Source organism: Pseudomonas sp. IT-P253 (genome assembly GCF_949768125.1).
GTDB lineage: Bacteria > Pseudomonadota > Gammaproteobacteria > Pseudomonadales > Pseudomonadaceae > Aquipseudomonas.
The window spans coordinates 1-18,476 of the sequence record NZ_CATKPT010000027.1; the positions used below are offsets into that span (position 1 = coordinate 1).

The 18,476-nt window shown below is 60.2% G+C and carries 18 protein-coding genes; 8 read left to right on the forward strand and 10 right to left on the reverse strand.

The window, feature by feature from the left end:
- Positions 1-23 precede the first annotated feature (23 nt).
- The 4 genes from purT to ACM6IR_RS15735 form a co-directional block, all read right to left on the reverse strand.
- Positions 24-1,205: a formate-dependent phosphoribosylglycinamide formyltransferase gene (gene purT, locus ACM6IR_RS15720; protein WP_414908583.1), complete on the reverse strand. Its 1,182-nt coding sequence runs from the start codon at positions 1,203-1,205 to the stop codon at positions 24-26.
- Between the two features lie 189 nt (positions 1,206-1,394).
- A complete protein-coding gene (locus ACM6IR_RS15725) occupies positions 1,395-1,610 on the reverse strand; it encodes a DUF1289 domain-containing protein (RefSeq protein ID WP_414908584.1) in 216 nt (71 codons plus the stop codon).
- Positions 1,607-2,131, reverse strand: coding sequence for a gamma carbonic anhydrase family protein (locus ACM6IR_RS15730; RefSeq protein ID WP_414908585.1), 525 nt, complete (start codon positions 2,129-2,131; stop codon positions 1,607-1,609). Before ACM6IR_RS15730 ends, ACM6IR_RS15725 begins: the two co-directional genes overlap by 4 nt.
- 67 nt (positions 2,132-2,198) lie before the next feature.
- Positions 2,199-2,798 carry a CoA pyrophosphatase gene (locus tag ACM6IR_RS15735; protein ID WP_414908586.1) on the reverse strand — a complete coding sequence of 200 codons (600 nt, stop codon included), beginning with the start codon at positions 2,796-2,798 and terminating at the stop codon, positions 2,199-2,201.
- A gap of 146 nt (positions 2,799-2,944) precedes the next feature.
- Here ACM6IR_RS15735 and ACM6IR_RS15740 point away from each other — a divergent pair, with 146 nt between their 5' ends.
- From ACM6IR_RS15740 to cmoB, 7 genes are all read left to right on the forward strand, one after another.
- Positions 2,945-3,496 carry an NUDIX hydrolase gene (locus tag ACM6IR_RS15740; protein ID WP_414908587.1) on the forward strand — a complete coding sequence of 184 codons (552 nt, stop codon included), beginning with the start codon at positions 2,945-2,947 and terminating at the stop codon, positions 3,494-3,496.
- A 107-nt stretch (positions 3,497-3,603) separates the two neighbouring features.
- Entirely contained in the window at positions 3,604-4,107 is a 504-nt protein-coding gene (locus tag ACM6IR_RS15745) for a L,D-transpeptidase family protein (protein WP_414908588.1), read from the forward strand.
- A 262-nt stretch (positions 4,108-4,369) separates the two neighbouring features.
- The gene (gene lon / locus ACM6IR_RS15750) at positions 4,370-6,787 is read left to right on the forward strand and encodes an endopeptidase La (RefSeq protein ID WP_414908589.1); all 2,418 of its coding nucleotides are present in this window, start codon (positions 4,370-4,372) and stop codon (positions 6,785-6,787) included.
- A 191-nt stretch (positions 6,788-6,978) separates the two neighbouring features.
- Positions 6,979-7,371: a protease inhibitor I42 family protein gene (locus ACM6IR_RS15755; RefSeq protein WP_414908590.1), complete on the forward strand. Its 393-nt coding sequence runs from the start codon at positions 6,979-6,981 to the stop codon at positions 7,369-7,371.
- A gap of 2 nt (positions 7,372-7,373) precedes the next feature.
- Complete coding sequence (locus ACM6IR_RS15760) at positions 7,374-8,009, forward strand: lysoplasmalogenase (RefSeq protein ID WP_414908633.1); 636 nt, start codon at positions 7,374-7,376, stop codon at positions 8,007-8,009.
- Between the two features lie 153 nt (positions 8,010-8,162).
- Entirely contained in the window at positions 8,163-8,942 is a 780-nt protein-coding gene (gene cmoA, locus ACM6IR_RS15765; protein ID WP_414908591.1) for a carboxy-S-adenosyl-L-methionine synthase CmoA, read from the forward strand.
- Positions 8,939-9,895, forward strand: a complete 957-nt coding sequence (gene cmoB / locus ACM6IR_RS15770) for a tRNA 5-methoxyuridine(34)/uridine 5-oxyacetic acid(34) synthase CmoB (protein ID WP_414908592.1) — start codon at positions 8,939-8,941, stop codon at positions 9,893-9,895. Before cmoA ends, cmoB begins: the two co-directional genes overlap by 4 nt.
- Before the next feature lie 128 nt (positions 9,896-10,023).
- Here cmoB and tadA read toward each other — a convergent pair whose 3' ends face one another.
- The 6 genes from tadA to ACM6IR_RS15800 form a co-directional block, all read right to left on the reverse strand.
- Entirely contained in the window at positions 10,024-10,521 is a 498-nt protein-coding gene (gene tadA, locus ACM6IR_RS15775; RefSeq protein ID WP_414908634.1) for a tRNA adenosine(34) deaminase TadA, read from the reverse strand.
- On the reverse strand, positions 10,521-11,897 hold the full coding sequence (locus ACM6IR_RS15780; protein ID WP_414908593.1) for a multicopper oxidase family protein: 1,377 nt from the start codon (positions 11,895-11,897) through the stop codon (positions 10,521-10,523). The genes tadA and ACM6IR_RS15780 overlap by 1 nt, the downstream gene beginning before the upstream one ends.
- 174 nt (positions 11,898-12,071) lie before the next feature.
- The gene (gene guaA / locus ACM6IR_RS15785) at positions 12,072-13,649 is read right to left on the reverse strand and encodes a glutamine-hydrolyzing GMP synthase (RefSeq protein WP_414908594.1); all 1,578 of its coding nucleotides are present in this window, start codon (positions 13,647-13,649) and stop codon (positions 12,072-12,074) included.
- A 99-nt stretch (positions 13,650-13,748) separates the two neighbouring features.
- The gene (gene guaB, locus ACM6IR_RS15790) at positions 13,749-15,218 is read right to left on the reverse strand and encodes an IMP dehydrogenase (RefSeq protein WP_414908595.1); all 1,470 of its coding nucleotides are present in this window, start codon (positions 15,216-15,218) and stop codon (positions 13,749-13,751) included.
- Positions 15,219-15,346: 128 nt separating this feature from the next.
- Positions 15,347-15,895, reverse strand: a complete 549-nt coding sequence (locus tag ACM6IR_RS15795) for a sugar ABC transporter ATPase (RefSeq protein ID WP_414908596.1) — start codon at positions 15,893-15,895, stop codon at positions 15,347-15,349.
- Positions 15,896-16,080: 185 nt separating this feature from the next.
- The gene (locus ACM6IR_RS15800; RefSeq protein ID WP_414908597.1) at positions 16,081-16,848 is read right to left on the reverse strand and encodes a sulfite exporter TauE/SafE family protein; all 768 of its coding nucleotides are present in this window, start codon (positions 16,846-16,848) and stop codon (positions 16,081-16,083) included.
- Positions 16,849-17,093: 245 nt separating this feature from the next.
- Here ACM6IR_RS15800 and xseA point away from each other — a divergent pair, with 245 nt between their 5' ends.
- Entirely contained in the window at positions 17,094-18,473 is a 1,380-nt protein-coding gene (gene xseA / locus ACM6IR_RS15805) for an exodeoxyribonuclease VII large subunit (RefSeq protein ID WP_414908598.1), read from the forward strand.
- Positions 18,474-18,476 lie beyond the last annotated feature (3 nt).

Sequence of the window (18,476 nt, forward strand, 5' to 3'; positions counted from 1 at the left end):
GCCCGCGAAGGGTGCGCCTCGGTTTACAGCTCTACGACGACAGCCTGAGAAGCACGGGTCGCCTTGGCACGAGCCGCTTCAATCGACTCATCACGCGCCAACGCCACACCCATCCGGCGCTGGCCATTGACCTCAGGCTTGCCAAACAAACGCAACGCCGTGTCTGGCTCGCTCAACGCAGCGCCCAGGTTAGCGAAAGCAGTCTGGGTCGATTGCCCTTCCACCAGGATCACCGCTGAAGCCGACGGCCCGAATTGACGGATCAACGGAATCGGCAGGCCCAGAATCGCCCGTGCGTGCAGCGCAAACTGCGACAAGTCTTGGGAAATCAGGGTGACCAGGCCGGTGTCGTGCGGACGCGGCGACACTTCGCTGAACCACACCTGATCGCCTTTGATGAACAGCTCGACGCCAAACAGGCCACGACCGCCCAAGGCTTCGGTGACCGCTTTGGCCACACGTTCGGATTCGGCCAGGGCAATCGGGCTCATGGCTTGTGGCTGCCAGGATTCCTGGTAGTCGCCTTTCTCCTGACGGTGACCGACTGGCGCGCAGAACGTGGTGCCACCGATGTGACGCACGGTCAGCAGGGTGATTTCGTAATCAAAATCGATGAAGCCTTCGATGATCACGCGACCTTTGCCAGCACGGCCGCCTTCCTGGGCGTAATCCCAAGCGGTCTTCACGTCATCGGCGCTGCGCAGCAGGCTCTGGCCTTTGCCCGACGAGCTCATCACTGGCTTGACCACACACGGGAAGCCCAGGTCCTGAACCGCCTTGCTGTAATCCTCGAAGGTATCGGCAAAGTGGTACGGCGAGGTCGGCAGGTCCAGCTCTTCGGCGGCCAGGCGACGGATGCCTTCGCGGTTCATGGTCAGCTGCGTGGCGCGCGCGGTCGGAATCACGGTGAAGCCTTCGGCTTCCAGTTCGACCAGGGTCGCGGTGGCGATGGCTTCGATTTCCGGCACGATAAAGTGCGGTTTCTCGGCTTCGATCACCGCACGCAGGGCGGCGCCGTCGAGCATGTTGATCACATGGCTGCGATGCGCAACTTGCATGGCCGGAGCGTTGGCATAGCGGTCGACGGCGATGACTTCAACGCCCAGGCGTTGCAGCTCGATCACCACTTCTTTGCCCAACTCACCACAGCCACACAGCAATACGCGGGTCGCGGTTGGCGACAATGGAGTTCCGATACGGGTCATCTCAGGTCCTCAAAGGAGCGGATCATCGAGGGATGCAGCGCCACGCGCGCTTCCCATGGGGAGAAAGCGCGGCATTTTACATGAACCGCAGGGTTTGGCTTCAGCTGACAACGGAGTACTTCAGACACAAACAAGCGCCAAACCTCAAACACTCACCTTGTAGCCGCCGAACGCAGGCTGCGCCAGCGGCTACAGGTCCGGTGTTTTTCCTGGCATCCAGAGCAACCCACTCGACTTGGCCCGCTCGTGACACAACCCCAACACCTTGCGCCGTTCTTCGTTTTCCATCCGGCTCCAGCGCGTGATCTCTTCCACCGTACGCTGACACCCAATGCAAATGTCATCGTCGTCCAGCGCACACACATTCACGCAGGGCGATCGTACGGGACGTTCGGGCGTGCTCATTCTTCCTGCTCGACCAGATCGCGTGCATAACGCTGAGCGTTATGCACATAGTGGGCGGCGCTGGCTTCCAGCATCTTCTTCTGCGGCTCGGTCAGCTCGCGCACCACTTTGCCGGGCGAACCCATGACCAACGAACCGTCCGGAATTTCCTTGCCTTCGCCGATCAGTGAATTGGCGCCAATGATGCAGTTCTTGCCGATTTTCGCGCCGTTGAGAATGACCGCGTTGATGCCGATCAGGCTGTAATCGCCGACGGTACAACCGTGGAGCATGGCGTTGTGGCCGATGGTCACGCCGGTGCCGACGGTCAGCGGATAGCCCATGTCCGTGTGCATGACGGTGCCGTCCTGGACGTTGCTGTTCTTGCCGATCAGGATCAGTTCGTTGTCGCCCCGCAGCACGGTGTTGAACCAGACGTTGGCGCCCTCTTCCAGTTTGACCTTGCCCACCAGTACAGCGTTGGGGGCGACCCAGCTCTGCGGATGGGTTTCGACGCGGGCGTCGCCCAGGCGATATTTCATCTTATTGTCCTCAAGGCCAGGCCGGCTCTCTAGCAAAAGCAAGGGTCACGCCATACGAACGATGGCTTCAAATATTGATAAAGCTTTTTGGGGGGTGGTGCAGGCTGATGTCGGCGTCATACAACAGGTTGATCAACTCGACGATCATGATCGCCGTCAGGCCCCAGATCTTGTATTCGCCAAAACGATAACTCGGCACATACCAACTGCGCCCCTGGTAATCGATGCGATGCGTGTGTTCCCGAGGATCCTTGCGAAAGAACTCCAGCGGCACGCTGAACACCGCGGCGATCTCGGCATCGTTGGCCAGGTATTCAACAAAATCCGGGATCACCCCGACATAAGGCGTGACCTTGATGCCATGCAGGGAAATCAGCGGGCTTAGCGGGCCGATGACTTCGACCAGCCCTGGCGGCAAGCCGATTTCTTCTTCGGCTTCGCGCAGCGCAGTGAAAATCAGGTCCGGGTCTTCGGGGTCGCGACGTCCACCGGGAAAGGCGACTTCGCCGCCATGGGTCGAGAGCCCGCTGGCACGCAGGGTCAGAACCAGTTCCGGCTCTTCACTGCGGGTGATGGGCACCAGTACCGCGGCCTCCGGGAAACGTCGGTCAGTCTCCAGCGTGCGCGGTGTGTGATTGCTTACCCTATGCAGTAGCTCGTCCAGCATGAGTGTTCTCGATCTGTGCCTTACATTGCATCATGCACCAATCGAACCGACCGCCCAACCCCCGAACTGCTGTGTGTCGCTAAACGACAACTTGCCGACTGACACCGCTGCACGCCAAGATAGGCGCAGCATTCAGGAACCCAAGCATGAAATTTTGCAGTCAGTGCGGCAACCCGGTGACCCAGCGCATTCCCGAAGGCGATTCGCGCCTGCGTTTTGTCTGCGACAGCTGTCACGCGATCCACTATCAAAACCCCAATATCGTTGCCGGCTGCGTGCCGACCTGGGGCTCCAAAGTGTTGCTGTGCCGACGTGCCATTGAGCCACGACTTGGTTACTGGACCCTGCCCGCCGGTTTCATGGAAAACGGTGAAACCATCGAGCAGGCGGCTATTCGCGAGACGGCCGAAGAAGCCTGCGCCCGGGTGCGCAATCTGAGCATCTATACCTTGATCGACGTGCCGCACATCAGCCAGGTGCATGTGTTCTTCCGTGCCGAGCTGGTCGACCTGGATTTTTCCGCCGGCCCCGAGAGCCTGGAAGTGCAGCTTTTCGAAGAAGCCGACATCCCTTGGTCCGAGCTGGCTTTCCGCACGGTGGGCCGTACCTTAGAATGCTTCTTCGCTGACCGGCGGGCCGAGGTCTACCCCGTGCGGTCCGAATCGATCCCGCCGCTTGCCCAGCCTGCCATCACTTAATCTCAACGTCGGTAGACTTACCGTCGCAAAAAGATCGCAACCTGCGGCAGCACCTAAAACAAACATCTATAAATATATAGTCGCGACACTTTTCGGGAATCGTTTCAATGCGCTGGTTGCTTGCCCTGTTTTGCTTGTCATTCGTCGCTGTCTCCCAGGCTTCTGTAGCGGAAACCCTGGACGGCAAAGTCATCGAAAAAGTACTGATTCTGAAATCCGCCCACCAATTGCAATTGATCAACGACGGCAAGCCGCTCAAGACCTATCGCATTTCCCTGGGCAAACACCCCACGGGGCCGAAGCTGATGGAAGGCGACAAACGCACGCCGGAAGGTCTCTATTGGGTGGACTGGCGCAAAGTCAGTGATCGCTTCAACCTGGCGATGCACATCTCCTACCCGAACATCAGCGACTCCGCCCGCGCGCGGCGCGAAGGCGTCGAACCCGGCGGCATGATCATGATCCACGGCACCCCGGACACTGAAGACACCCCCGAAGACCTGTTCCACACTCTGGACTGGACCGACGGCTGCATCGCCATGCGCAACATGGACATGCGTGAAGTCTGGGGCCTGGTGCCAGATGGCACGATGATCGAAATCCGCCCGTAATCCCCGCCACAACAGCATCCGCAATACTGACAAACCTCTTCGCGAGCAGGCTCGCTCCCACATTGGATCGTGTAGCGCGAGTCAGTGTGGGAGCGAGCCTGCTCGCGAAAGGGCCTTCCAAAAATGAAGGTATTCACGCAGACCCAGCTAACCTGTCTCTGCACTGAACACGCTTTCGAATTATCCGTTATCCCCACGTCATCATTGAAACCACCGCCAACCTGCCCCATCTAAGACCCATACTCCATTGCGCAGGTGCCCCATGAGCGACCAGCAAGAATTCCCCGAAGACCCGAGCGAATACGCCGACCCAGAGAACGCCGAACACCACTCCACCGGCAAAGGCCTCGCCCTGCCAGGCCAGAACCTGCCGGACAAGGTCTACATCATCCCGATCCACAACCGCCCGTTCTTCCCGGCCCAAGTGTTGCCGGTCATCGTCAATGAAGAACCGTGGGCCGAAACCCTCGACCTTGTCAGTAAATCCGATCACCACTCCCTGGCCCTGTTCTATATGGACACGCCCCAGGAAGACCCACGGCATTTCGACACTTCGGCCCTGCCGCTCTACGGCACACTGGTCAAGGTGCATCACGCCAGCCGCGAAAACGGCAAACTGCAATTCGTCGCCCAGGGCCTGACCCGCGTGCGCATCCGCACCTGGCTCAAGCACCATCGCCCACCGTACCTGGTGGAAGTCGAATACCCGCACCAGCCCACCGAGCCGACCGACGAGGTCAAGGCCTATGGCATGGCGCTGATCAACGCGATCAAGGAACTGCTGCCGCTCAACCCGCTGTACAGCGAGGAGTTGAAAAACTACCTCAACCGCTTCAGCCCCAACGACCCCTCGCCGTTGACCGACTTCGCCGCCGCCCTGACCTCGGCCACCGGCAGTGAACTGCAGGAAGTGCTCGACTGCGTCCCCATGCTCAAGCGCATGGAAAAAGTCCTGCCGATGCTGCGCAAGGAAGTCGAAGTCGCGCGCCTGCAAAGAGAAATTTCCGCCGAAGTTAACCGCAAGATCGGTGAGCATCAGCGCGAGTTCTTCCTCAAGGAACAACTCAAGGTCATCCAGCAAGAGTTGGGCCTGACCAAAGATGACCGCAGCGCCGACATCGAACAGTTTGAGCAGCGCCTGGAAGGCAAGGTATTGCCCGCCCAGGCGCAAAAGCGCATCGAAGAGGAAATGAACAAGCTGTCGATCCTCGAGACCGGCTCGCCGGAGTACGCGGTAACCCGCAACTACCTCGACTGGGCAACCTCGGTGCCGTGGGGCGTGTACGGCGACGACAAACTCGACCTCAAGCGCGCACGCAAGGTGCTGGACAAACACCATGCAGGCCTTGACGACATCAAGGACCGGATCCTCGAATTCCTTGCGGTCGGTGCTTATAAAGGCGAGATCAGCGGCTCCATCGTGCTGCTGGTCGGCCCGCCGGGCGTGGGTAAAACCAGCGTCGGCAAATCCATCGCCGAATCCCTGGGCCGGCCGTTCTACCGCTTCAGCGTCGGCGGCATGCGCGACGAAGCCGAGATCAAGGGCCACCGCCGCACGTACATCGGCGCACAACCGGGCAAACTCGTGCAGGCGTTGAAAGACGTCGAAGTGATGAACCCGGTAATCATGCTCGACGAAATCGACAAGATGGGCCAGAGCTACCAGGGCGACCCAGCCTCGGCGCTGCTGGAAACCCTGGACCCGGAACAGAACGTCGAATTCCTCGACCATTACCTGGACCTGCGTCTCGACCTGTCGAAAGTACTGTTCATTTGCACCGCCAACACCCTGGACTCGATCCCCGGTCCGTTGCTTGACCGGATGGAAGTCATCCGTCTGTCGGGCTACATCACCGAAGAAAAGATCGCCATCGCCAAGCGTCACTTATGGCCGAAGCAGCTGGAAAAGGCTGGAGTGTCCAAAGCCAGCTTGTCCATTAGCGACAGCGCGTTGAAGGCGTTGATCGACGGATACGCGCGCGAAGCCGGCGTGCGCCAGCTGGAAAAACAACTGGGCAAACTGGTGCGCAAAGCCGTCGTGAAGTTGATCGATGAGCCGAACGCGGTGATTAAACTCGGCCCGAAAGACCTCGAAGCGTCACTCGGGCATCCCGTGTTCCGCAATGAGCAAGTCCTCTCCGGCACCGGCGTCATCACCGGGCTGGCCTGGACCAGCATGGGCGGCGCGACCTTGCCGATCGAGGCCACACGTATTCACACGCTGAACCGTGGTTTCAAACTCACCGGGCAACTGGGTGACGTGATGAAAGAGTCGGCCGAAATCGCCTACAGCTATGTCAGCTCCAATTTGAAGTCGTTTGGCGGTGATCCGAAGTTCTTCGACGAAGCCTTTGTGCACCTGCACGTACCCGAAGGCGCCACCCCGAAAGATGGCCCGAGCGCCGGCGTGACCATGGCCAGCGCCCTGCTTTCGCTGGCGCGCAATCAACCGCCGAAGAAAGGCGTCGCCATGACCGGCGAATTGACGCTGACCGGGCATGTACTGCCGATTGGTGGGGTGCGCGAGAAAGTAATTGCGGCGCGGCGGCAGAAGATCTTCGAGTTGATCCTGCCGGAACCCAATCGCGGAAGCTTCGAAGAACTGCCCGAGTACCTGAAGGAAGGGATTACCGTGCATTTCGCCAAGCGCTTTGCGGATGTGGCGAAGATTCTGTTCTGACGGTGATGCAGTGCCTGCATGATCGCTTTCGCGAGCAGGCTCGCTCCCACAGGGTTATAACTGTCCCCTGTGGGAGTGAGCCTGCTCGCGAAGACGTCGGCACTAACACCGCCAATTCCCGGCGCCGTCACACTTCGTCTCATCTTCAGTTATGCTCGCCGTTCGTCGTGAATGCCGGAGCCGCTGACCTTATGTCCCCCACCCGCCTGTTTGTCCCCCTTGCCCTCGCCTTGCTGGCCGCGTGTGCCACGCCCCCCAAACAGAACGTGACCGTGGAAAAACAAAGCGAGTGCCCGGCGATCCTGCACAACGGGCAGAACCTGATCCTGACACTGCCAAGCAACCCGACCACGGGTTATCGCTGGGCAATCCAGGATTCCGCCGGTGGCGTGCTGCGCGCGCTCAGCCCTGAGGTTTACAGCAACCCGCAAGATGCCGGTGTGGTGGGTGCGGCCGGGATCTCGACCTGGCGCTTTCAGGCGTTCGCTACCGGCACAGGCCGTTTGCGTCTGACCTCACAACAACCGTGGGCCCCGGAAGTGCTGCCGGTAGAAACCTTCGACTGCGCAATCTCGGTTAACTGATGATGGGCTGGCTGATCCTGGCGCTGATGGGTGCAGTGACCTTTCTCTATGGTGTCAGCGTGCATGCCGCGCTGCTCTGCCTGCTGGTCAAACCGTTGCCGGTGCTGGCCTTGCTCGGGTGGCTGCATGATGCGCCGCCCACCGAGTATCGGCGCTGGATCAGCCTTGGATTGATTTTCTCCCTGCTCGGCGATGTGTTGCTCGCATGGCCGGGGGATTTGTTCGTGTTCGGCCTCGGGGCATTTCTGGTCACCCACCTGGCGTACCTGAAAGCGTACGTGAGCGATTGCCGGCGACTGGCGCCGGTACCACTGATCCTGGCGCTCGGCGTTGGCGCGGTGCTGTTGGGAATTCTGATTTCTCACGGTCTGGGACCGTTGCTGATCCCGGTGATCGTTTACGGCCTGGCCATCAGCGCGATGCTTTGGCGGGCACTGGCCAGGCTCGGTAGCGACGTGCCCGAGCGCTCGGCGTTGCTGGCGGCAGCGGGGGCTGTGGCATTTGTGTTTTCGGACAGCGTAATTGGCATCAGTCGGTTTGTAATGCCGTTCGAGGCAGCACCTTATGTGATCATCCTCAGCTACTGGCTGGGGCAATGGGGAATCACAGCCTCGGCGTTCGGTCCAAAACCGCGCTGAATTCATCGCGAGCAAGCTCGCTCCCACAGGTACAGTGCAATCCTTGTGGGAGCGAGCTTGCTCGCGATAGCGGTATCGCTGACGACGCGGAGGCCAGAGCCTGTCCAGCGGTTTATCAGACAACCCGCGCATCCACGCGCCAAGTTGGCTAAAATGCCGTCCTTTTCAACCGAAGCCGCTGGAACTGCCGTGAGCAAAGAACCCGATCGCCTTTTCGCCCAGCCTTTGGCCCAGGTGCCTGACTTCGCCTTTAACGAGGACGTGGTGCGGGTGTTCCCGGACATGATCAAGCGCTCGGTGCCGGGTTATCCGACCATCGTAGAAAACCTCGGTGTGCTCGCCGCGCAGTTTGCCCAGCCCAACAGCGTGCTCTACGACCTGGGTTCCTCCCTCGGTGCCGTGACCCAGGCCTTGCGTCGTCATGTGCGCACCGACGGCTGTCGCGTCATTGCTGTGGATAACTCCACTGCGATGGTCGAGCGTTGCCGCGAGTACCTCAACGGTCAGGACTCGATGTTCCAGGAATTGCTGCCGGTCGAGGTGATCGAAGGCGACATCCTCGCGCTCGATTTCCAGCCAGCCTCTGTCGTGGCGCTGAACTTCACCCTGCAGTTCATCGCCCCGGAGCAGCGCACCGCCTTGCTCTCACGCATTCGCCAGTCGCTGCTGCCCGGTGGTGCGTTGATCCTCTCGGAGAAGCTGCGTTTCAACGACCCCGAAGAACATGCGTTGCTCACCGATCTGCACGTGGCGTTCAAACGTGCCAACGGCTACAGCGAACTGGAAATCGCCCAGAAGCGCAGTGCCATCGAAAACGTCATGAAGCCCGACAGTCTCGAAGAACACCGCGAGCGCCTGCTGGCCGCCGGGTTCTCGAAAGTCGTGCCGTGGTTCCAGTGTCTTAACTTTGCCTCGTTGATTGCCTTGCCATGATTGATTTGTCTCCCCTCGCCCGCCGTTTGGCCGGCACACCGCTGGCCGAATGGGCCAACACCTTGCAAGCGCAACTCGACAAGAAGATGGAGAAAGGTCACGGCGACCTGGAGCGCTGGCAGAGCGCACTGGACGCGTTGCCGAAGATCCAGCCGAGCGAAGTCGATTTGCTCGACGGCCTGATGCTGGACACTGATTGCGACGACGCAACCCGTGTGCAAATGCGCACGGCGTTGATGGGTTTGTCGCCTTGGCGAAAAGGCCCGTTCGATCTGTTTGGCGTGCATGTCGACACCGAATGGCGTTCCGACTGGAAGTGGTCGCGGGTAGCGAAGCACCTGGACCTGAAGGGCAAACGCATCCTTGATGTCGGCTGCGGCAACGGTTACTACATGTGGCGCATGCTCGGCGCCGGCGCCGACAGCGTGATCGGCGTCGATCCGAACTGGCTGTTTTTTTGCCAGTTCCAGGCCGTGCAGCGCTACCTGTCCGAGCCTAACGCCTGGCACCTGCCGTTTCCTTTCGAAGACTTGCCGCCGAACCTGGAAGGCTTCGACACCGTGTTTTCGATGGGCGTGTTCTACCACCGTCGCTCGCCGATCGAGCACTTGCTGGCACTGAAGGATTGCCTGGTCAAAGGCGGTGAATTGGTGCTGGAGACGCTGGTGATCGAAGGCGATCAGCAGCAAGTGTTGGTGCCGGAAGACCGTTACGCGCAGATGCGCAACGTATGGTTCCTGCCGTCGGTGCCTGCGCTTGAATTGTGGCTGCGTCGTGCCGGGTTTACCGATGTTCGCTGTGTGGATGTGAGCGTAACCACGATTGAAGAGCAGCGCGGGACGGAATGGATGAAGTATCAGTCGCTGAGTGATTTCCTTGATCCCGAGGATCACAGCAAGACCATCGAAGGCTTGCCCGCGCCGATGCGCGCGGTGATCGTCGCCCGCAAGTAAACACGATCTCCAACCAATGGAGATCCCCTTGTAGGAGCGAGCTTGCTCGCGATGGAGTGTCAGCTGCATTGATGTCGACTGACACACCATCGCGAGCAAGCTCGCTCCTACAAAATAAGGTTCGGTATTTATTCCGTTGTTTTTGCCCGGCGGGCCTTGAAGAATTCGCTCAACACCGCCCCGCACTCCTCCGCCAACACCCCGCCTTCAAACAACACTCGATGGTTGAGAAAGCCTTGGGTGAAAAACTGTCCCTGGCTTTGCACAATCCCGGCCTTGGGTTCGAGGGCGCCATACACCACCCGCGCAATCCGCGAATGCACGATCAGCCCGGCGCACATGCTGCACGGCTCAAGCGTCACGTACAGCGTACTGCCCGGCAGGCGATAATTGCTCGCGGCCTTTGCCGCAGCACGGATTGCGACCATCTCGGCATGAGCACTCGGGTCGTTGCCGCTGATAGGGCAATTGAAGCCGCGGCCGATGATTTCACCGTCCTGCACCAGCACCGCGCCCACCGGCACTTCGCCCAGGGCCGCCCCCTGAGCGGCCAGCGCCAGCGCTTCGCGCATGAAGTCTCGATCACGGCTGCGATCGATAATTGCGGCGGGACGTATCTGACGCATCATGCCACCTCGATGGCGGCCATCAGGCCGGTTTCCATGTGATCGATCACGTGGCAATGGAACATCCACACACCCGGGTTATCCGCCACCAGCGCCACTTGCGCGCGTTCGTTCTTACCCAACAGGTACGTGTCGGTGAAGTACGGGATAACCTTGTGCCGGTTCGAAGCGATGACCTTGAAGCTCATGCCATGCAGGTGAACCGGGTGTTGATACTGAGTCATGTTCTTCAATTCGAAAATATAGCTCTTGCCCTTCTCAAGCCTGGCAATCGGGCGGTCGGCGCAGGTCTTGTCAGTGATGTCCCACGCCTTGCCGTTGATCTGCCACAGGCTGGGCGGCTTGCCGTTGTCGACGTTCACCGACACCGAGCCGACCCATTCGAAATTGAAGTTGAGTTTCTCGGCATTGGCCAGGTCCGGCTCGGCCACCGGGTTGGCGGGCAACGCAGGCGGCCAGGTGGTGGGTGAATCGCTGTTGGCCACAGAACGGAACGTGCCCAGACGTACCGGGCCGTTGCGCAGGGACAGTTCTTCACCGGCTGGCGGCGCCTTGATCGCCAGACAAATACGCATGCCCGGGCCGAGCCAGTATTCCTTGCCCAGCGGGCGCGGCTCGACGGGGTTGCCGTCCAGCGCATAGATCTGCGCTTCGACGCCCGGAATATTGAGGCGATAGGTCAGCGTGTTGTCGAGGTTGAGCACGCGCACCCGGGTAATCTGCCCGGCCGGCAACTCGATCACCGCTTGCGAGACGCCATTGATGGTCGACAGGCGCCCCGCCGTACCGCCCCGGGCCGCTTCGCGAGGAACGCTGAAGGCGACGAAAGCGCCCTGTTCATCGACGTGCCAGCTCTTGAGGCTCAGGGTCTTCTCGTACTTGAATCCGGTCGGCTCACGCTCTTCGACGATCAGCGGACCGACCAGCCCACGTCCCAGCTCTTCGCTGCTGCTCACGTGGGGGTGATACCAGTAACTGCCAGCGTCGGGAACGCGGAATTTGTAGTCGAAATATTCACCCGGCAACACCGGAAGCTGCGAGACGTAGGGTACGCCATCCATTTCCAGTGGCAGGCGGATGCCGTGCCAGTGAATGGTGGTCGCAACCGGCAGGTGGTTGATGAAGCGCACCCGCAGCCATTCGCCCTGACGCACGCGCAGCTCGGTGCCCGGCGCCGACGGGCCAAACGCCCAGGCTTCGGTCTTATGCCCGGCCACCAGCTCAACGTCCAGCGGCGCGGCGATCAGCTCATAGTCGTGGCCCGCGTTGGCATCCGCCATCTTGCCCAACCAGTAACGCGATGCGCCACCGGCGCCCACGCCAACGACAACAAGACCGGCCAGGCCACCGAGGATTTGGCGACGGGTAAAGGACATGAACTCAACTACCTCACGTATAAGCGGCAAGCACGGGGCCGGCAAAAGGCGAATACGATACACCTGCAATTGCGAAACAGTAAGGGTGGCGCGGCGACTGGTCACACAAAAAGGCCCCGTGAACTCGCGCTCACGGGGCCTTTGCGGTGTTACAGGCGATCAGTCAGATCGGGATCATTCCCACTCGATCGTCGCTGGCGGCTTGCTCGACACGTCGTAAGTAACGCGGGAGATGCCTTCGATTTCATTGATGATGCGGCCGCTGACGGTTTCCAGCAGCTCGTAAGGCAGGTGTGCCCAACGCGCGGTCATGAAGTCGATGGTTTCCACGGCACGCAGGGCAACAACCCAGGCGTAACGACGGCCATCGCCTACTACGCCAACCGATTTCACCGGCTGGAATACTACAAACGCCTGGCTGACCTTGTGGTACCAGTCGGCCTTGCGCAGTTCTTCGATGAAGATGTGGTCAGCGCGACGCAGCAGGTCAGCGTATTCCTTCTTCACTTCACCGAGGATCCGCACGCCCAGGCCCGGGCCCGGGAATGGGTGGCGGTAGACCATGTCGTACGGCAGGCCGAGTTCCAGGCCCAGACGACGGACTTCGTCCTTGAACAGCTCGCGCAGGGGTTCAACCAGCTTGAGGTTCATTTCTTCCGGCAGGCCGCCCACGTTGTGGTGCGACTTGATGACGTGAGCCTTGCCGCTTTTGGCGCCAGCCGACTCGATCACGTCCGGGTAGATAGTGCCTTGGGCGAGGTACTTGATGTTGTCCAGCTTGTTGGACTGGGCATCGAATACGTCGATGAAGGTACGGCCGATGATCTTGCGCTTCTTCTCTGGGTCGGACTCGCCGGCCAGGTTGTTCAGGAACTGCTCTTCAGCGTTGGCGCGGATCACCTTGACGCCCATGTTCTCGGCGAACATGGCCATCACTTGCTCGCCTTCGTGCAGACGCAGCAGACCGTTGTCGACGAAGACGCAGGTCAGCTGGTCGCCGATGGCTTTGTGCAGCAGCGCGGCAACGACCGAGGAGTCCACACCGCCGGACAGGCCGAGCAGTACGTTATCGGTGCCGACCTGGGCACGAATGTTGGCAATGGCGTCTTCAGCGATTTTCGACGGCGTCCACAGCGCTTCGCAGCCGCAGATGTCGAGGATGAAGCGCGAGAGGATGCGACCGCCCTGCTTGGTGTGGGTCACTTCCGGGTGGAACTGCACGCCGTAGTAGCCGCGAGCATCGTCGAACATGCCGGCAATCGGGCAGCTCGGGGTGCTGGCCAGGATGTGGAACTCGTGCGGCATCTTGGTAACTTTGTCACCGTGGCTCATCCACACGTCGAGGCCGAACAGGCCATCGGCGTCGATGTGGTCTTCGATGCCGTCCAGCAGGCGGCTCTTGCCGACGACGTCGACACGGGCGTAGCCGAACTCACGCAGCTCGGAACCTTCAACCTTGCCGCCCAGCTGTTCAGCCATGGTCTGCATGCCGTAGCAGATACCGAAAACCGGCACGCCCAGGTCAAACACAGCTTGCGGTGCGCGCGGGCTGTCGGCGACGTGTACGGACTCGGGGCCGCCGGCGAGGATGATCCCTTTCGGCGCGAATTCGCGAATCGCTTCGTCGTCCATGTCGAACGGATGCAGTTCGCAATACACGCCGATTTCACGCACGCGGCGGGCAATCAGCTGGGTGTACTGGGAACCGAAGTCGAGGATCAGGATGCGGTGAGCGTGAATGTCGAGGGCCATGATTCAGTCTCGTCTAAGTAATTCAGAAACAGTCGTGATTCAGAAACAACTCGGGGCTGAATAAAACAGCCCCGGTTACTTAACTTTTTGCTGGAAGGCTCAACCTACGCGGTAGTTTGGCGCTTCTTTGGTGATCTGTACGTCGTGGACGTGGGACTCGGCCATGCCAGCGCCGGTGATCCGCACGAACTCAGGCTTGGTGCGCATTTCTTCGATGTCGGCACTGCCGGTGTAACCCATCGAGGAACGCAGGCCGCCCATCAGCTGATGGATGATGGCGCTCAGGGTGCCTTTGTAAGGCACACGCCCTTCGATCCCTTCAGGTACAAGCTTCTCGGCGCCTGCCGAGGAGTCCTGGAAGTAACGATCGGAGGAACCTTGAGCCTGGGACATGGCGCCCAGCGAACCCATGCCACGGTAAGCCTTGTACGAACGACCCTGGAACAGTTCGATTTCGCCTGGTGCTTCTTCAGTACCGGCGAACATCGAGCCCATCATCACGCAGGAAGCACCGGCCACGATGGCCTTGGACAGGTCACCGGAGAAACGGATGCCGCCGTCGGCGATCAACGGAACACCGGTGCCTTCAAGGGCCGCGGCGACGTTGGCGATGGCACTGATTTGCGGGACGCCGACACCGGCGACGATGCGAGTGGTGCAGATCGAGCCTGGGCCGATACCGACCTTGACGGCATCGGCGCCCGCTTCGGCCAAGGCCTTGGCAGCAGCGCCGGTGGCGATGTTGCCGCCGATGACCTGCACTTCAGGGAAATTCTGTTTGACCCAGCGAACGCGATCGATCACGCCTTTGGAGTGACCGTGAGCGGTATCGACTACCACCACATCAACGCCGGCGTGGACCAGAGCGGCTACGCGGTCACCGGTGTCTTTACCGGTACCGACTGCAGCACCCACGCGCAGACGACCTTGATCGTCCTTGCTGGCCAGCGGATACGCCTTGGCTTTTTCGATGTCGTTGACGGTCATCATGCCTTTGAGGGCAAATTTGTCGTCGACGATCAGCACGCGTTCGATGCGGTGTTTGTGCAACAGTTCGCGAACATCGTTCTTGTCGGCGCCTTCCTTGACCGTGACCAGGCGCTCTCTAGGCGTCATCACTTCACGGACGGTGGCATCCAGGCGGTTTTCGAAACGCACGTCACGGGAAGTGACGATGCCGACGAGGTCGCCATCGTGCAGTACCGGAACGCCGGAAATGTTGTGCATGCGGGTCAGTTCGAACAGTTCACGAACCGTGGCGTCAGCCTCGATGGTGATCGGGTCCTTGACCACGCCGGCTTCGTAACGCTTGACCTTGCGAACTTCGGCAGCTTGCTGCTCGATGGTCATGTTCTTGTGGATAATGCCGATGCCACCTTCCTGAGCCATGGCAATTGCCAGACGGGCTTCAGTGACGGTGTCCATGGCGGCAGAAACCAGAGGAATATTCAGCTCGATGCCACGGGTTAGGCGGGTCTTGAGACTGACTTCGTTAGGAAGTACCTCGGAATAACCAGGCACTAAGAGAATGTCGTCGAATGTCAGAGCTTCTTGGCTGATACGCAGCATCGCGGGGGCTCCCGAGCGGGAAAATGGAAGCGCGCCATTATAGTCAGACACCCCCTCGGGTTCAATGTAAAACTCTGTCTATTATTGGCATTACTGACATACGGGGATTGTTGCAGCTCCTACGGGGTTTACAATTCGACCTTGACCCAACTCACGGGTTGATCCAGCCAGTCGGCAAACTCATCGATAAAACTCTGCTTGAACCCGGCCTCGGCCCAGTTGTTGAAGATGAATCCCAGGTTGGAAAAACCGCATTCCTGCAAGAACAGAAACCCGTTGATGTCATCTTCATGTCCGCATTCGGGGCAGGTGAAGTTGTCGGTGCGCCCCGGCATCCACTCTTCCAGGCTTTCGAACAGCGCCTCGCCGATTTCCTTGCGGCATTCCGCGCAGCCCGCCTCGCCCAGAAAGCCCTTGGCCGGGGTGTAGATGCAGCGTTTGGTGATGATCTCCAGGCCGTTGACCGGTTCGCCGAACGGCAGCGCCTCCGGGTGCAAGACCACGGCGCGGGCACCGTCGGCGAGTGCGTGGCCCATGCGATTACCTGTGCGGCCGCAGGTGGTCAGCTCTTCCTTGATGATGTTCTTGCGCACCAGCCAACGCACGACCGCCCGGGCCCGGGGTTCGTGTACCGGCAATGTGGAGATTTTCGGGACGATGATGCTTTGGGAATTCATGGTGCAAGCCTGCTGCGTCAAATGGATTTTCTGCGGTGCGCCGGATGACGCCTTCGCGGGCAAGCCTCGCTCCTACGGGTTCGGTGTCGTTCGATACATTTTGCGACGACATAAATCCTGTAGGAGCGAGGCTTGCCCGCGAAGGCGTCCGAACGGCCGGCAGCTTAATCCCTGACGAAATCCGGTCAAGTACTCAAATACCGCCCGATCAAGGCAATCCCGCTGGCCAGCACCAACCAGGTCACCAGCCGCACGAACGCCTCCCGGGACAGCTTCAGGGTCAACCGCCGGCCAATCCACAGCCCCAGCGCCATGGCGGGCAACAAACACACCGCCAGTACCAATAAGGGTAGCTCGGCATACACACCTGCGATGGTGAACAAACTCAAACGCACCACGGTGCTGCAACTGATCAGCGCGCTTTGGGTCGCACGGGCCGCCTCTTTGGGCAACCGGCTGTTCAAATAGATCGCATATAAAAAGCCGCCGCTGCCAAACAATGCCCCGAACATCCCGCCCACCGTGCCCATTGGCACCGCCCAACCGGCAGACAATTGCATCGGACGGGTTTTGACCCACAAGCTGTAAACCGCATAGGCACTGATAAACAGCCCCATCAATAGCAGCAACACATCGGATTTCAGATTCAGCAGAAAAATCACGCCCAACGTACAGCCCACCGCCATGCACGGCAGTAGCCGCAGTAATTCAGGCTTGGCCACATCCTTGCGCGAGGGCAACAGATTGCCGAACGCCGCGACAAAATCCAGCAACACCAGCAGCGGCACGATCTTCGACAGCGGCATGAACAGAATCAGAATCGGCCCGGCCACCAGCGCGGTGCCGAACCCGGCGATGCCGAACACGATGTAGGCCAGGGCGATGCCCAACCCGATCACCAGCCAATCCGTCGCGCCGAATGGCCATTGATGCAACAGTTCAAACACATTCATCCCCACGTCTTCCTTGAATACCTTGGGTGACTGTACAGGTCGCTGAACTGTATCTCGACCTATGTAGCAGCTGGCGAAGCCTGCGTTCGGCTGTGCAGCAGTCGTAAATCAGGTTGCGTGTTGTGTCAGGTGCAGCGCGGTGGATGGATTAGCGACTGCTGCGCAGCCGAACGCAGGCTTCGCCAGCTGCTACATGAATTCGCGAACGTAGAGATTCCCGTGCGAATGCCTTTAAACTGCGCCCCATGATTAAAGATCCCTTTGCAAGACTCGGCCTGGACCGTGAAGTCCTGACTGTCAGCCAGCTCAACGGCCGCGCGCGGGTGTTGCTTGAAGACGTGTTCAGCAACATCTGGGTTGAAGGTGAAATTTCCAACCTCGCCCGTCCGGCGTCCGGCCATGTGTATTTCACCCTCAAGGACAGTGGCGCTCAGGTCCGTTGCGCGCTGTTCCGGCAGAACGCCGCACGGGTTCGTCAGGCGCTCAAGGATGGGTTGGCGGTCAAGGTTCGCGGCAAGGTTTCGCTGTTCGAGGGCCGTGGTGACTATCAGCTGATTCTCGACACCGTGGAACCGGCCGGTGATGGCGCATTGCGCCTGGCCTTTGATGCGCTGAAGGAAAAACTCAGCGCCGAAGGCCTGTTCAGCGCCGACCGTAAGGTGCCATTGCCAGCGCACCCGCAGCGCATCGGCATCATCAGTTCGCCCACCGGCGCGGTGATTCGAGACATCATCAGTGTGTTCCGCCGCCGAGCGCCGCAGATCCAACTGACGTTGATCCCCACGGCCGTGCAGGGCCGCGAAGCCACTGCGCAGATTGTCCGCGCACTGAAACTGGCGGATGCCCGTGGTTTCGACGCGCTGATCCTGGCCCGTGGCGGTGGCTCGCTGGAAGACCTCTGGTGTTTCAACGAAGAAGCCGTGGCTCGCGCCGTGGATGCCTGCGTGACGCCGATTGTCAGCGCCGTAGGCCATGAAACCGACGTGTCGATCAGTGACTTCGTGGCCGACGTTCGTGCCCCCACACCTTCCGCCGCCGCCGAACTGCTGGCGCCGGACTCCAGCGATCTGGTGCGTCGGGTCGAAAGCCTGCATCGTCGATTGGTGATGCGTATCCGCGACCGATTAATGCGTGATCGACTGCGCCTGGAAGGCATTTCCCGCCGTCTGCGTCATCCAGGCGAACGTCTGCGCCAGCAAGCGCAACGCCTGGATGACCTGGACATGCGCATGCGCCGCGCGTTCGAACGCAGCCTTAATACCCGTCGCGAACGGCTGATTCGCCTGGAAACCCGCCTCGCAGGACAACATCCGGGACGGCAACTGGCACTGCTCCGCCAGCGCCTCGACAGCCTCGCCGAACGCCTGCCGCGTTCAATGCGCGAAGGCCTCAAGGCCCGTCGCCTGCAACTGCAAACCCAGGTGCAGACGCTGCATGTGGTCAGCCCTTTGGCGACCCTCGGCCGTGGCTACAGCATTTTGCTGGACGAGCGCGGCAACGCGATCCGCAGTGCCAAGCAAACCCATACCGGCCAACGCCTCAAAGCCAGACTCGGCGACGGCGAGCTGCACGTTCGGGTCGAAGACAATCACCTGACGCCTGTCACCCTTTCTTTACTGGATTGATCC

Excerpts from the sequence above, each read along its gene's own strand:
- purT (WP_414908583.1), bottom strand. The coding sequence starts at position 1,205 with ATGACCCGTATCGGAACTCCATTGTCGCCAACCGCGACCCGCGTATTG.
- ACM6IR_RS15725 (WP_414908584.1), bottom strand. The coding sequence starts at position 1,610 with ATGAGCACGCCCGAACGTCCCGTACGATCGCCCTGCGTGAATGTGTGT.
- ACM6IR_RS15730 (WP_414908585.1), bottom strand. The coding sequence starts at position 2,131 with ATGAAATATCGCCTGGGCGACGCCCGCGTCGAAACCCATCCGCAGAGC.
- ACM6IR_RS15735 (WP_414908586.1), bottom strand. The coding sequence starts at position 2,798 with ATGCTGGACGAGCTACTGCATAGGGTAAGCAATCACACACCGCGCACG.
- ACM6IR_RS15740 (WP_414908587.1), top strand. The coding sequence starts at position 2,945 with ATGAAATTTTGCAGTCAGTGCGGCAACCCGGTGACCCAGCGCATTCCC.
- ACM6IR_RS15745 (WP_414908588.1), top strand. The coding sequence starts at position 3,604 with ATGCGCTGGTTGCTTGCCCTGTTTTGCTTGTCATTCGTCGCTGTCTCC.
- lon (WP_414908589.1), top strand. The coding sequence starts at position 4,370 with ATGAGCGACCAGCAAGAATTCCCCGAAGACCCGAGCGAATACGCCGAC.
- ACM6IR_RS15755 (WP_414908590.1), top strand. The coding sequence starts at position 6,979 with ATGTCCCCCACCCGCCTGTTTGTCCCCCTTGCCCTCGCCTTGCTGGCC.
- ACM6IR_RS15760 (WP_414908633.1), top strand. The coding sequence starts at position 7,374 with ATGGGCTGGCTGATCCTGGCGCTGATGGGTGCAGTGACCTTTCTCTAT.
- cmoA (WP_414908591.1), top strand. The coding sequence starts at position 8,163 with ATGCCGTCCTTTTCAACCGAAGCCGCTGGAACTGCCGTGAGCAAAGAA.
- cmoB (WP_414908592.1), top strand. The coding sequence starts at position 8,939 with ATGATTGATTTGTCTCCCCTCGCCCGCCGTTTGGCCGGCACACCGCTG.
- tadA (WP_414908634.1), bottom strand. The coding sequence starts at position 10,521 with ATGCGTCAGATACGTCCCGCCGCAATTATCGATCGCAGCCGTGATCGA.
- ACM6IR_RS15780 (WP_414908593.1), bottom strand. The coding sequence starts at position 11,897 with ATGTCCTTTACCCGTCGCCAAATCCTCGGTGGCCTGGCCGGTCTTGTT.
- guaA (WP_414908594.1), bottom strand. The coding sequence starts at position 13,649 with ATGGCCCTCGACATTCACGCTCACCGCATCCTGATCCTCGACTTCGGT.
- guaB (WP_414908595.1), bottom strand. The coding sequence starts at position 15,218 with ATGCTGCGTATCAGCCAAGAAGCTCTGACATTCGACGACATTCTCTTA.
- ACM6IR_RS15795 (WP_414908596.1), bottom strand. The coding sequence starts at position 15,895 with ATGAATTCCCAAAGCATCATCGTCCCGAAAATCTCCACATTGCCGGTA.
- ACM6IR_RS15800 (WP_414908597.1), bottom strand. The coding sequence starts at position 16,848 with ATGAATGTGTTTGAACTGTTGCATCAATGGCCATTCGGCGCGACGGAT.
- xseA (WP_414908598.1), top strand. The coding sequence starts at position 17,094 with ATGATTAAAGATCCCTTTGCAAGACTCGGCCTGGACCGTGAAGTCCTG.